General features: G+C 54.8%; 11 protein-coding genes. 8 read left to right on the forward strand and 3 right to left on the reverse strand.

The features are described from left to right. The first annotated feature begins 73 nt into the window (after window positions 1–73). From ACRQV7_RS05125 to gpmA, 8 genes are all read left to right on the forward strand, one after another. The gene (locus ACRQV7_RS05125) at window positions 74–766 is read left to right on the forward strand and encodes a response regulator transcription factor (protein WP_038323728.1); all 693 of its coding nucleotides are present in this window, start codon (window positions 74–76) and stop codon (window positions 764–766) included. Then, window positions 744–2,174 carry a sensor histidine kinase gene (locus ACRQV7_RS05130; protein ID WP_444659702.1) on the forward strand — a complete coding sequence of 477 codons (1,431 nt, stop codon included), beginning with the start codon at window positions 744–746 and terminating at the stop codon, window positions 2,172–2,174. Before ACRQV7_RS05125 ends, ACRQV7_RS05130 begins: the two co-directional genes overlap by 23 nt. Window positions 2,175–2,243: 69 nt before the next feature. Next, window positions 2,244–3,200 (forward strand): NAD(P)H-dependent glycerol-3-phosphate dehydrogenase, encoded by a 957-nt coding sequence (locus ACRQV7_RS05135; protein WP_444659703.1) that lies wholly within the window; start codon window positions 2,244–2,246, stop codon window positions 3,198–3,200. 219 nt (window positions 3,201–3,419) lie between these two features. After that, entirely contained in the window at window positions 3,420–4,265 is an 846-nt protein-coding gene (locus tag ACRQV7_RS05140) for an Mrp/NBP35 family ATP-binding protein (protein ID WP_275712780.1), read from the forward strand. 327 nt (window positions 4,266–4,592) lie between these two features. Beyond that, on the forward strand, window positions 4,593–5,060 hold the full coding sequence (locus ACRQV7_RS05145; protein WP_275712778.1) for a MarR family winged helix-turn-helix transcriptional regulator: 468 nt from the start codon (window positions 4,593–4,595) through the stop codon (window positions 5,058–5,060). 6 nt (window positions 5,061–5,066) lie between these two features. Continuing rightward, window positions 5,067–7,310 carry an ABC transporter ATP-binding protein gene (locus ACRQV7_RS05150; protein ID WP_444659704.1) on the forward strand — a complete coding sequence of 748 codons (2,244 nt, stop codon included), beginning with the start codon at window positions 5,067–5,069 and terminating at the stop codon, window positions 7,308–7,310. Further along, window positions 7,307–9,199, forward strand: coding sequence for an ABC transporter ATP-binding protein (locus tag ACRQV7_RS05155; RefSeq protein ID WP_444659705.1), 1,893 nt, complete (start codon window positions 7,307–7,309; stop codon window positions 9,197–9,199). The genes ACRQV7_RS05150 and ACRQV7_RS05155 overlap by 4 nt, the downstream gene beginning before the upstream one ends. A 126-nt stretch (window positions 9,200–9,325) precedes the next feature. Next, a complete protein-coding gene (gene gpmA / locus ACRQV7_RS05160; protein WP_444659706.1) occupies window positions 9,326–10,078 on the forward strand; it encodes a 2,3-diphosphoglycerate-dependent phosphoglycerate mutase in 753 nt (250 codons plus the stop codon). 71 nt (window positions 10,079–10,149) lie between these two features. Here gpmA and sufU read toward each other — a convergent pair whose 3' ends face one another. The 3 genes from sufU to ACRQV7_RS05175 are packed head-to-tail and all read right to left on the reverse strand — an operon-like array spanning window position 10,150 to window position 12,893. After that, the gene (sufU, locus tag ACRQV7_RS05165; protein WP_444659707.1) at window positions 10,150–10,599 is read right to left on the reverse strand and encodes a Fe-S cluster assembly sulfur transfer protein SufU; all 450 of its coding nucleotides are present in this window, start codon (window positions 10,597–10,599) and stop codon (window positions 10,150–10,152) included. Continuing rightward, the gene (locus ACRQV7_RS05170; protein WP_444659708.1) at window positions 10,589–11,815 is read right to left on the reverse strand and encodes a cysteine desulfurase; all 1,227 of its coding nucleotides are present in this window, start codon (window positions 11,813–11,815) and stop codon (window positions 10,589–10,591) included. Before ACRQV7_RS05170 ends, sufU begins: the two co-directional genes overlap by 11 nt. After that, window positions 11,796–12,893 (reverse strand): SufB/SufD family protein, encoded by a 1,098-nt coding sequence (locus ACRQV7_RS05175; protein WP_444659709.1) that lies wholly within the window; start codon window positions 12,891–12,893, stop codon window positions 11,796–11,798. The genes ACRQV7_RS05170 and ACRQV7_RS05175 overlap by 20 nt, the downstream gene beginning before the upstream one ends. Between the last annotated feature and the right edge of the window lie 17 nt (window positions 12,894–12,910).

The raw sequence follows: 12,910 nt of genomic DNA on the forward strand, positions 1-12,910 counted from the left end.
GGTCACAAAGTCTTCACAATGATCTTTTATAATGATGATGTATAAATTGAAGGAAAAAGCGGAGGCGGACAGCTTGTATCATATTTTGGTAGTGGACGACGAGGAAAAGATCCGGGAACTGATTAAAAAATACGCCACGTTTGAGGGACATACCGTCACCGAGGCCGGGGACGGTATGGAGGCGGTTTCGATCTGCCGCAGCCACCCCAACGATTTCGACATCATCCTGATGGACGTCATGATGCCGGAGCTGGACGGGTTTTCCGCCGTACGGGAAATCCGCAAATACAGCACCACGCCCGTCCTGATGCTCAGCGCGCGGGGCGAAGAATACGACAAAATCCACGGGTTTGAGCTGGGGATCGACGACTATGTCGTCAAGCCGTTTTCCCCGAAGGAGCTGATGCTGCGGATTCACGCCATCATCAAGCGCGCCAGCCCGGAAAGCGCCGCGGCTCAGAAGGAGGTACAGCGGTTTGAGGGCCTGACCGTCGACTTTACGGGGCGGATCGTCACCGTGGACGGGGAAAAGGTTGACCTGTCCCCCAAGGAGTACGACCTTCTTTTCTATCTTGTCAACAATAAGAACATCGCTTTGACGCGGGAAAAGCTGATTACCAATGTGTGGGGCTATGATTTTTACGGGGACGACCGCACGCTGGATACCCATATCAAGCTGCTCCGCCGCAGCCTGAAGCAATACAGCAAGTTCATTGTCACGTTACGAGGGGTGGGGTACCGCTTTGAAGTTGAAAGAACACTTTGAGCGCATCGGTATTAAATGGCGCATTTTTGCCTCTTTCGCCGGTTTTACGGCAGTGATTCTGGTCCTGCTGTGGGTGTTTCAGGTGGTCTTTCTGAACAGCTTCTACAAAGCCATTAAAACCCGGGAAATCAGAACGTCTGCCCAGACGATCGCAAAAAACATCGATTCCGGCTCCCTGTCCGCAACGGTACAGAGCCTTTCGCAGAGAAACCAGATGTGCATTATTGTCTCCGACCAGAACGGAGTGATCTACTATAAGGAAGATTCCCTGCCGAACAGCGTCATCAGCCGCCTGAGCCTTTTCAATCTTGCACAGGTCTACGCCGTGACGAAAGCGCAGGGCGGTACTTATTTTGAGCGGTTGACGCGCGATTTCAGCGTAGAGAATTATCAGCGCAGGCTTGAGCCGCCGCGCGTGGAAAGCATTATCTACGCGCAGATTGTGGAGAAAAGGGACGGCACCCGCCAAATGGTGCTGCTCAATTCCATGATTTCGCCGATCGATTCCACCGTAAACACCCTGCGGATTCAGCTTGTCTGCATCACCGTTGTCATGCTGATTCTGTCCCTTCTGCTTGCGCTGTTTCTGTCCAAAAAGATCTCGAAGCCGATCATCAAGATCAACGAGGCGGCAAAGGTCCTCGGCACCGGGAAATACGACGTATCCTTCGACGAGACGGGCTACAGGGAGATATCGGAGCTGGGCCAGACCCTGAACTACGCGGCGAAGGAGCTTTCCAAAACGGAAGCGCTTCGCCGGGACCTGATCGCAAATATTTCCCACGACCTGCGCACGCCGCTGACCATGATTACCGGCTACAGCGAGGTTATGCGCGATCTGCCCGGGGAAAATACCCCGGAAAACGTACAGATCATCATTGACGAAGCCACGCGCCTGACCACGCTGGTCAACGACGTTCTCGATATTTCCAAGCTGCAGTCCGGCACCCAGCCGCTCAGCAGAGCCGATTTCAATCTGACGCAGAGCATCCGGACGATTCTGCAGCGCTATTCCAAGCTGACGGATTACAACATTACCTTTCACGCCGACGAGGACGTGACAGTCAACGCCGACGAGCTGAAAATTTCCCAGGTTGTCTACAATCTGGTAAACAATGCCATCACCTACACCGGGAACGATAAGGTTGTTGAAATTACGCAGTTGGTGCGGGACGGCAGAGTGAAAATTTCCGTCCGCGACACCGGCGAAGGGATTCCGGAGGACAAACTCAACGATATTTGGGACCGTTACTACAAGGTAGACAAGGCGCATAAGCGCGCACAGATCGGCACGGGGCTGGGGCTTTCCATTGTAAAGGCCATTCTCGATATGCACGGCGGCGCGTACGGCGTGCAGAGCCGGGAGGGCAGCGGAAGCGTGTTCTGGTTTGAGCTGGAAATTCTTTGAGACGGGCTCCGGGAGGAATTGCTGTAAAAAGCCGGGCAGTATGGTATAATAAAAAAAGGAGGCGATGGAATGGATATATCGGTCATCGGCTGCGGAAGATGGGGCAGCTTCCTGGCATGGTATCTTGACAGATTGAATCATCGTATTACCCTCTATGGGCGCGCGGGCTCTCAGAAAATGAAGACGCTTCTCGAGACGCGCACCAATGGACTGGTTACATTGAATAAAGGGATTGTTCTTTCGGAAAATCTCGCCGAAACGGTGGGCACTGCGGAGATCCTGGTGGTTTCCATCGGGGCGCAGAGCTTTCGCTCGCTGATGCGGGAGCTGTCCGCTCTCAGCTTGGGCGGCAAAACGATTGTGCTGTGCATGAAGGGGCTGGAAGCGGAAACGGGCAGGCGCCTGACGCAGATTGTGGAGGAATACGCGCCGAAGGTGCCCTGCGCCATTTGGGTCGGGCCGGGGCATGTGCAGAATTTCGTAAGGGGAATTCCAAACTGCATGGTCATTGACAGCCACAGCATGGAGATCAAGGAATATCTGGTCAAGGCGTTTTCAAGCGATTTGATCCGCTTTTATTACGGGACCGACCTGCTGGGCAACGAGGTGGGCGCGGCCGCCAAAAATGTCATCGGCATTGCGGGCGGAATGCTGGACGGGCTGAACCGCACCGCGCTGAAGGGCGCCCTGATGTCCCGAGGGACAAGGGAGATCGCGCGCCTGATCCAGGCGATGGGCGGCAATGAAATTACCGCTTACGGCCTCAGCCACCTGGGCGATTACGAGGCGACCGTCTTTTCCGAGTTCAGCCATAACCGCAGGTTCGGCGAGCTGTTCGTCAGGGGAGAAAATTACGGCGAGCTGGCCGAGGGGGTGGCGACCACCACGGCGCTTTTGAGGCTGGGGGAAGAGTACCGGGTGGAACTGCCGATCTGCCGCGCGGTGGATGTGGTGATCAACGGGAAGAAGGAGCCGAAAACGGTGCTTTCGGATTTGTTCCTGCGCAGTCTGAAAATGGAGTTCTGACTGCCTTTTCCAAACGATACCCTTGTAAAAAATATTTCCTTTTGGATATTTTCCGCCGCGGCGGGAATCTTTAAAAACAGGCTGCTGTGTCGGCCTGTTTTTTAAATATTTCAGGGATAAAGTTGACAAATTTAGTATATAATTTTACAATATATCTGTTCTATGGATCGGATTCTGCGGCAAGCCGCAGATCGTATTTTGAAATGAAGGATGATTATCATGAGCGAAGAAAATTGTACGCATAACTGCGATTCCTGCGGCGAGGACTGCCCTTCCCGCGCCGCCGGCCCGGCCGATTTTCTGGAAGCCCCAAACGCAATGAGTAAAATCAATAAAGTGATCGGCGTAGTCAGCGGCAAAGGCGGCGTAGGCAAAAGCATGGTGACCTCCATGCTGGCCGTCCTTCTCAACCGCCGCGGCAGCCACACAGCCATCCTCGATGCGGATGTCACCGGCCCCTCCATCCCCAAAGCATTCGGTCTTCACCAAAAGGCTATGGGAAGCGAACTCGGCCTGCTTCCGGTCAAAAGCAAGACCGGTATCGACGTTATGTCCGTCAATCTTTTGCTGGATGAGGAAACGGCTCCGGTCGTCTGGCGCGGCCCGATCATCGCAAATACCGTCAAGCAGTTCTGGACGGACGTGATCTGGACGGACGTGGACTACATGTTTGTCGATATGCCTCCGGGGACCGGCGACGTGCCGCTGACCGTGTTCCAGTCCATTCCGCTGGACGGCATCATCATTGTCACCTCTCCGCAGGAGCTTGTTTCCATGATTGTGGCCAAAGCGGTGAACATGGCGAAAATGATGAATGTGCCGATTGTCGGTATTGTGGAAAATATGAGCTATGTCAAGTGCCCGGACTGCGGCAGGATCATCAAGCCCTTCGGCGAGAGCCATGTGGAAGAGATCGCCGCAAAATTCGGTCTGAAGGTCCTGGGCAAGTGCCCGCTTGACCCCGAGGTTGCAAAAAACTGCGATTCCGGTCTGGTCGAGCTGATCAACGCGCAGTGGCTGGAAGCCGCCGCCGACGCGGTCGAGCAGCAGCCGGCAAAATCTTAATCATCGCATATAAAATCTGCCCTTCTCAACTGATTTTACAGCAGTTGTTCATACAGAGAAATTCGTTTCGTTGCCTCCTCCTGCTTTCGGCGGGGGGAGGCAACGTTCTTTTTCGCCTTTTTTCAAGCTGTTGCCGGTTTTGAGCGGGGCGTTTTTTATGCGTCATAACTTGCCAGAATCCGGTAAATATATGGATAGTCTGTAAACAATGCGTTAAAAGTGAAAAAAGGGTCTTGATTTATGAAAAAGATTGCGTATAATAATGTTTCATGTAGTTAACTATTAAGGTACTTAATATTCGTAAACAGAACAAAGGAGAGGGAATGTATGGACCAGGCGGAAAAGGAGAAACTGATTCAGGCAATGCACAACCTGAAAAGGGCTCATGCGTGGGGACCGTCGATGGAGGGCGTATCCCGGGGCGAGTATTTTACGCTGCATACGATTCGGCGGCTGACACAGGAAGCGGGCGAAAGCAGTCCCGGAGCGAAGGTTACCGACCTGAGTAGGGCGGCGCAAATGAGCAGGCCCGCCGTTTCCCAAATGCTGAACGCCCTTGAAAACAAGCAGCTGGTGGAACGGATCATGGCGAAAAGCGACCGGCGGGTCGTTTATGTGAAATTATCGGAAAAGGGAGCGGAACAGCTTGAAAAGACCCATCGGCAGTTCCATTATTGGTTCGACAGAGTGATGGAAGAGCTGGGGCCGGAGGATACCGCGGAGCTTACCCGGCTTGTCAATAAGCTGCACGGTATTATGGAAAATCTCCGGGCGGACCAGATGAAAGGATTATAACAAAATATGAAGAAACTGGCGAAATACTTAAAGCCTTATACACTCATGATTTTGATATCGATTGCCCTGCTGTTCGGGCAGGCGATGGCGGATTTGAATCTGCCCAACTACATGTCCGAGATCGTCAATATCGGCATTCAGCAAAGCGGCATCGAAGACGCCGCTCCGGAAGCGATCAGCGCCAAAGGGCTTGCATTTGTGACGAAATTTATGACAGTAGAGCAGAAAAAGGCTGTCGCGGACAGCTACACTCTGATTCCTTCCTCCGGTTCGGGCGACAGCCACGAAGATGCCGTCAGGCGGTATCCGCTGCTGAAAACAGAGGATATCTATGTGCGCGGCAGTGTGGACAGTGCGACCCTTACGCAGCTGGACCGGGCGTTCGGGGAATCAGCCTGGACCTTGATCAACACCATGAAGACCCTTGCGCAGCAGTCCGGCAAAAGCCTGACGGCCTCCGCGGGAGGAAAGACAGATGTTTCGGAAATGGACCTCAGTAAAGTTTACGCACTGGGGCCGGTACTGGAAAAGCTGCCCGCCGGCGTGATTGAGAATGCGCGCGGCGAAGCGCTGAAAAATTCCGAATCCATGCTGCTGCAGAGCGGCACGGCAATGTGCAGAAGCTTTTACCGGGAACTGGGGATGAATATCTCCGGCATCCAGACCGCTTATATCCTCAGAATGGGCCTTCTGATGCTTCTCATCGCGCTGGCGGGCGGCGCGGCGACCGTTATGGTCGGCTATTTCGCCGCAAAGCTCAGCGCCGGGGTGGCGCGCGACCTGCGCCGCGCGGTATTCAGAAAGGTAGAAAGCTTTTCCAACCGCGAGTTCGACGAATTTTCGACGGCCTCTCTGATTACGCGTACCACCAATGATGTCACGCAGGTGCAGATGCTGCTGATGATGGGTGTGCGCATGCTCTGCTACGCCCCCATTATGGGGGTCGGCGGGATTATTATGGCGGTGCACAAATCGGTGTCCATGAGCTGGATCATCGCACTGGCCTGCGTCGTGCTGGTCGGTATGATTGCGGTCGTGTTCAGCGTCGCCCTGCCCAAGTTCAAGATTGTGCAGCAGCTGGTCGACCGGCTCAATCTGGTTTCGCGTGAAAACCTGAACGGCCTGATGGTCATCCGCGCTTTTGGAACACAAAAATTTGAAGAGGAACGGTTTGATATCGCGAACCGCGACCTTACGAAGAATTCGCTGTTCGTCAACCGGATTATGGTGTTCATGATGCCGGTGATGATGCTGATCATGAACGCCTCCACGCTTTTGATTGTATGGGTGGGCGCGCATCAGATCGCGGCTTCCGCCATGCAGGTCGGCGATATGATGGCGTTCATGCAGTACGCGATGCAGATCATCATGAGCTTCCTGATGATTTCCATTATGTTCATTATGGTGCCCCGCGCGGCGGTGTCCGGAAACCGGATTGCCCAGGTGCTCGATGTGGAGCCTTCTATTGAGGACCCGGAGCATCCCGTATCCTTTGACGGGAATCAAACCGGCTATATCGATTTCAAAGACGTCTCCTTCCGGTACAGCGGCGCAAGCGAGGATGTGCTCCAGCATATCACCTTTACCGCCAAACCGGGACAGACGACCGCCTTTATCGGCTCGACGGGCTCGGGCAAAACGACTCTTGTGAACCTCATCCCCCGTTTTTACGACGTGACCGCCGGCGAAGTGCTGGTGAACGGCGTCAATGTAAAGAATGTCTCCCAGAAGGAGCTGAGGGATCAGATCGGCTATGTACCGCAGAAGGGAATCCTTCTGTCCGGCACCATCGGTTCCAATCTGCGCTACGGCGACAAAGACGCGGCACAGGAAGATGTCCGCACCGCGGCGGAAGTTGCCCAGGCAATGGAATTTATCTCCGAAAAACCGGAGGGGTTTCATTCGGAGATCGCGCAGGGCGGCGCAAACGTCTCCGGCGGACAGAAGCAGCGCCTTTCCATTGCGCGCGCAATGGTAAAAAAACCGCCTGTCTATATTTTTGACGACAGCTTTTCCGCACTCGATTATAAAACCGACGCGGATCTGCGCTCTGCGCTGAAAAAGCACACGGGCGAGAGCACCGTCCTGATTGTGGCGCAGCGTGTCAGCACGATTATGAGCGCCGAACAGATCATTGTACTGGACGAAGGGAAAATCGTAGGAATCGGTACGCATAAGGAGCTTTTAAAGTCCTGCCCGACTTATTATGAAATTGCGTCGTCACAGCTTTCAAAGGAGGAACTGGCATGAGTAAAACAACCTCCCAGCCGCGTAAGTCGATTCCGGGCCGCGGTCCCCACGGAATGATGATGCATGGGGAAAAGGCCAAAGACTTTAAGGGAACGTTCAAAAAACTGGTCCGCTACATGGGCAAATATAAATTTTCGCTGATTACCGTCCTCGTTTTCGCCGTGGCGTCCACCGTGTTTTCCATTGTGGGCCCGAAGATTCTGGGCAGCGTGACCAATGCGCTTTTTACCGGTATCATGAGCCAGATCACCGGTGCGGGGACCGGCATCGACTTCGGTTACATCGCGGGCATTATGCTGTGGCTGATTGGCCTGTACCTGGTCAGCGCCCTGTTCTCCTATCTCCAGAGTTACATTATGACCGGCGTATCCATGAAGGTAACCTATCAGCTTCGGCGTGAAATCGCCGCCAAAATCCAGAAGCTGCCGTTTCAGTATTACGACACGACCAGCAACGGCGAAGTGCTTTCGCACATCACGAACGACGTCGACGCCATCAGCCAGAGCCTGAACCAGAGCGTCACGCAGATTATCACCTCTGTCACCACCATCATCGGGATCCTGATTATGATGCTGTCCATCAGCTGGCAGATGACGCTGGTTGCGCTTTGCATTATTCCCGCTTCCATGACCTTCATTCTGACCATTATCAAAAAATCACAGAAGCATTTTATGGCCCAGCAGACTTACCTTGGACACGTCAACGGCCATATTGAGGAAATGTACGCCAGCCATGTTGTGGTCAAAGCCTTTAACGGCGAGGCCGAGTCGACCAGAACCTTTGAGGATTACAACGATACGCTGTATTCCTCCGCGTGGAAAAGCCAGTTTATGTCCGGCATGATGATGCCCGTCATGAGCTTCATCGGCAATCTGGGCTATGTTGCGGTCTGCATTTTAGGCGGATATCTTGCCGCTAACGGCAGGATTTCCGTCGGCGATATTCAGGCGTTCATTCAGTACGTCCGCCAGTTTACGCAGCCGATGACGCAGGTCGCCAATATTTCCAACGTCCTGCAGCAGACCGCGGCCGCGGCGGAGCGTGTGTTCACGTTTCTGGAGCAGCCGGAGGAGGTGCCGGAAAGCAGCTTCCCGATCAGCGTCAACACCGGCGACGGTCCGGATACGGAGCTGAACGTACACATTCAGGGAAGCGTTCAGTTCGCGCACGTCCACTTCGGGTATCATCCGGATAAGATCATCATCAACGATTTCTCGGCGGATATCCAGCCGGGGCGGAAGGTCGCCATAGTCGGCCCGACAGGCGCCGGAAAAACCACGATGGTCAAGCTTCTGATGCGTTTCTACGACGTGAACGAGGGCGCGATTCTGGTTGACGGCTACGATATCCGCGATTTCAGAAGAAACGACCTGCGCTCCCTGTTCGGCATGGTCCTGCAGGATACCTGGCTTTACAACGCCAGCATCGCCGACAATATCCGCTACGGCAGGCTGGACGCCACGGACGAGGAGGTCATCGCCGCCGCGAAGGCCGCTCAGGTGGACCATTTTGTACGGACGCTGCCGGACGGCTACAACATGATTCTCAACGAAGATACCAGCAATGTGTCTCAGGGCCAGAAGCAGCTTCTGACCATCGCCCGCGTGATTCTCGCCGACCCCCAGATCCTGATTCTGGATGAGGCGACCAGCAGCGTGGACACCCGTACCGAGCTTCTGATCCAGAAAGCGATGGATCATCTGATGAAGGGCCGTACCAGCTTTGTCATCGCCCACCGCCTTTCCACCATCCGCGACGCCGACACGATTCTGGTCATGAAGGACGGCGATATTGTGGAGCAGGGAAACCACGAGGAATTGCTCGGCAGAAACGGATTTTACGCAAGCCTGTACAACAGCCAGTTCGTCAGGCCGGAAGAGCTTGCGTAATTTGTCACGGGCCCTCCGGATTGCTGTTGATTTTTGGGAAAAGATATTGTATACTAAAATAGTAGACAATAGATATACCGTCCGCCAACGGTTCAGGGAATACCGGACGGCGAAGGAGGACATCAAATGAAACTGGTTTTGGTCCGGCACGGGGAAAGCGAGTGGAATCAGAAAAATCTTTTTACGGGCTGGGCGGATGTCGGCCTTTCGGAAAACGGCAGGCGCGAGGCGGCGGAAGCCGGCGTTCTGCTCAAGCAGGAGGGCTATGATTTTGACATATGCTATACTTCCTATTTAAAAAGGGCGATTCAGACTTTGAATCTGACGCTTGGGCAGCTTGACCGCGAATGGCTGCCGGTTGTAAAATCGTGGAAGCTCAACGAGCGGCATTACGGAGCGCTGCAGGGGCTGAACAAAGCGGAGACCGCCCAAAAGTACGGGGAGGACCAGGTGAAAATCTGGAGGCGTTCCTTCGACGTCCGGCCGCCGGCGCTCGCGGAGGACGACACGCGCAATCCGAAATTCGACCCCGCGTACAGAAACGAAATCAAACAGGAGCTTCCCCTCTGCGAAAGCCTGAAGGATACCATAGACAGGGTGCTGCCCTATTTTGAGGCTGCGGTCAAAAAGGATATGCAGGACGGCAAAAGGGTCCTGATCGCCGCGCACGGCAACTCCATCCGCGCGCTGGTCAAGCATTTTGACGGGCTGACCAGAGAAGAAATCATGGAAGTGAACATCCCGACGGGCGTCCCGCTCGTCTATGAGTTCGACGGGGAGTTCCATGTCCTGCGCAAATACTATCTGGGCGATCAGGAGCTGCTGAAAGCCAAAATGGAGCGCGTGGCGAATCAGGGGAAATCTTCTCCTGTCAAATAAGTTTCAAGTTTTTTCTGTAAAAAGGACGCCTGTCCGGTTTTGCGCCGGGCGGGCGTCCTTTTGTCAGTCTTTTATTTTGCTTCGTGTTTTTCCCTGTCTTTTTCCACGGCGTTCTCCAGCGTGTGCCAGCCCAGGACCGCGCATTTTACCCTCGCGGGCATGTGGGAAATATCGCGGAAGGCGATCGCCTCGTCCAGCGCTTCCAACTGTTTTTCGTCCGTGATTTCGTTTTTGATCATCCCCAGAAAAGTCCTGGCAAGCTTTAACGCTTCGTCGGCGGGCTCGCCCTTGATCAGGTCGATCATGATGGAGGCGGACGCCTGTGAGATCGCGCAGCCGACCCCGGTGAACGCGGCGTCCTCAATGATATTGTCCTTGATTCTCAGTTCGAGTTCGATTTCGTCGCCACAGCTGGGATTGACCCCTTTCAGCACCGTTGTGGGGTTTTCAATATGGTGCTTGTTGCGGCTGGAATTGTTATGTTCCGTAAGAATCTGTGTATAAAGCTCTTTAAGCTCCATAACCGAGCCACCCCCTGACCTTTTTCAGGCCCTCGAGAAAAATGTCGATATCCTCTTTCGTGTTGTAGAAGTACAGGCTCAGCCTGCACGCGGCGTTGATGCCCAGATACCGCATCAGCGGCTGGGCGCAGTGGTGGCCCGCGCGGATTGCCACGCCGTCTTCATTCAGGATCGTGGCCACGTCGTGCGGATGCACCCCGTCCACGTTGAAGGAGATGACGCCGCAGCGGTCCCGGGTGCCGGACTTGTCTCCGTACACCGTCACATGCGGGATGGCCGCAAGTCCCTGAAGAGCATACGCAAGCAGTTCGGCCTCCGTCTTTTGAATCGTATCGTAACCGACCTTGTGCAGATAGCGGACCGCCTCTGCAAGGCCGACGGCGCCGCCGACGTTCGGGGTTCCGGCCTCGAATTTCTGCGGAAGCTGGGCGAAGGTCGCGTCCTGCTCATACACATATTCAATCATTTCGCCGCCGGTAAGGAAGGGCGGCATCTTTTCCAGAAGGGCCTTTTTGCCGTACAACACGCCGATGCCCATCGGCGCAAGCATTTTATGACCGGAAAACGCGGCGAAATCCACATCGAGCTCCCCGACGTTCAGGGGAAAATGGGGAATGCTCTGTGCGCAGTCCAGAACGGCGACGGCTCCGGCCCGGTGCGCCGCGTCGATGATTTTCGCGGCCGGATTCACCGTGCCCAGAACATTGGAAACATACGTCACCGCGACCACACGGGTGTTCGGGGTGATCTTTTTTTCGATCTCTTCATCGGTCAGGCGCCCGGACGCGTCGGGATATAAGAAGTTCAATTTGACGCCCTTTGCCTTGGCGACCATCTGCCACGGCACCAGATTGCTGTGATGCTCAAGGACGGAGAGGGTCACTTCGTCCCCTTCCTTTAGAAAGGGGAGGCCGTAGCTGTACGCCACAAGATTGAGAGACTCCGTGGCGTTGCGCGTAAAAATGATCTCGCTGTCGTCCCCGGCCCCGATCCATTCGGCGACCGTATGGCGCGCGTTTTCGTACGCCTGCGTCGCCTGGACGCTCAGGCTATACAGCCCGCGGTAGGGGTTGGCGTTTTCACAGCGGTAGTATTCCTCGACGGCTTTCAAAACGGAGAGAGGCTTTTGGGTGGTGGCGGCGTTATCCAGATAGACCAGACGTTTGCCGTTTTCCTTTTTCTGCAAAATGGGAAAATCATTGAGATAAGGATTCAATTTTATTCAGCCTCTTTTCCACAAAATCGGATACGGCGCGCCTGAGCGCGTCGTCCGGAATTTTTTCGGTTGCCGGACGGAACTGTGCTTCAATCACCAGCTTTTTGGCGGCGAGTTCGTCCAGCCCGCGCGACATCAGGTAAAACAGCTTGTTTTCGTCGATCTTTCCGGTCGTCGCGGCATGCTGCCCCTCGACATTTTCTTCCCCGCATAAAATCAGCGGCGCGGTGCGGCTGCGCACCTTCGGGCTGAACAGCAGGCTGTATTCGCTTTCGTGGCCGACCGCCTGCTTTGCGCCTCGCAGAAAGTCGATGGTGCCGCGGAAAATCTTGCTGCTTTCATCCAGCAGCGCGCCGGAGGCGCTGATTTCACTGTTCGTTTTCGGACCCGCGTGTTCCGCGACGACGTTCATATCGAGGGAACGGTCCTGATCGCCGAAGTAAATCGTGTTATAGTCCATCCGGCTGCCCTTCCCCAGCAGACGGGTCTTGCAGCCCGCGTACGAGCTCTTGGCGCCGAACTCCACCTGTACGACGTCGACCGCGCCGTTCTCCTGCGTTACCGCGCCGATGTTGTCGAAATTTACGCAGGTGTCGCCGAGCAGCTGAACCTGTACCAGATGGATGACGGCGTTTTTTCCCGCAAACAGGCGCGTCAGCCCGCTGTGGAAGCCGGAAACGCCTTCTTTGGAGAGATAGCTCATGACCACCGTGACCTCGCTTCCCTCCTCCGCCACCAACGTATTTCTGTCTACAACGGCCGGATTGCTTTCATCCATATGGTAGGAAAGGAAGATCGGCTGTTCCGGCCGGGTCCCCGCGGGAACGACGGCGGTGATGCCGCAATTCCAATGGTCCTGAACAAAATTTGCGGCATCGGCCCCCAGCGCTGTTTCCAGCTCCGGGACGGGAAGCACGCCGCTGAAAAGTTTTACGCTGTCCGGAACCCGGACGATTTTATTTTCTTTTTTGCAGGGTGCGATTTCCGGTATTTCCGCCGGAACATCCGTGCCGTTTACGCCCAGCCAGCCCCAGGTGGGAGCGGGCAGGCTGTTTATTTTCTGAAAAGTCGTATTCATGAATGCCTCCTTTGCAC

This window comes from Caproiciproducens lactatisolvens (assembly GCF_052443335.1).
Lineage (GTDB): Bacteria > Bacillota > Clostridia > Oscillospirales > Acutalibacteraceae > Caproiciproducens.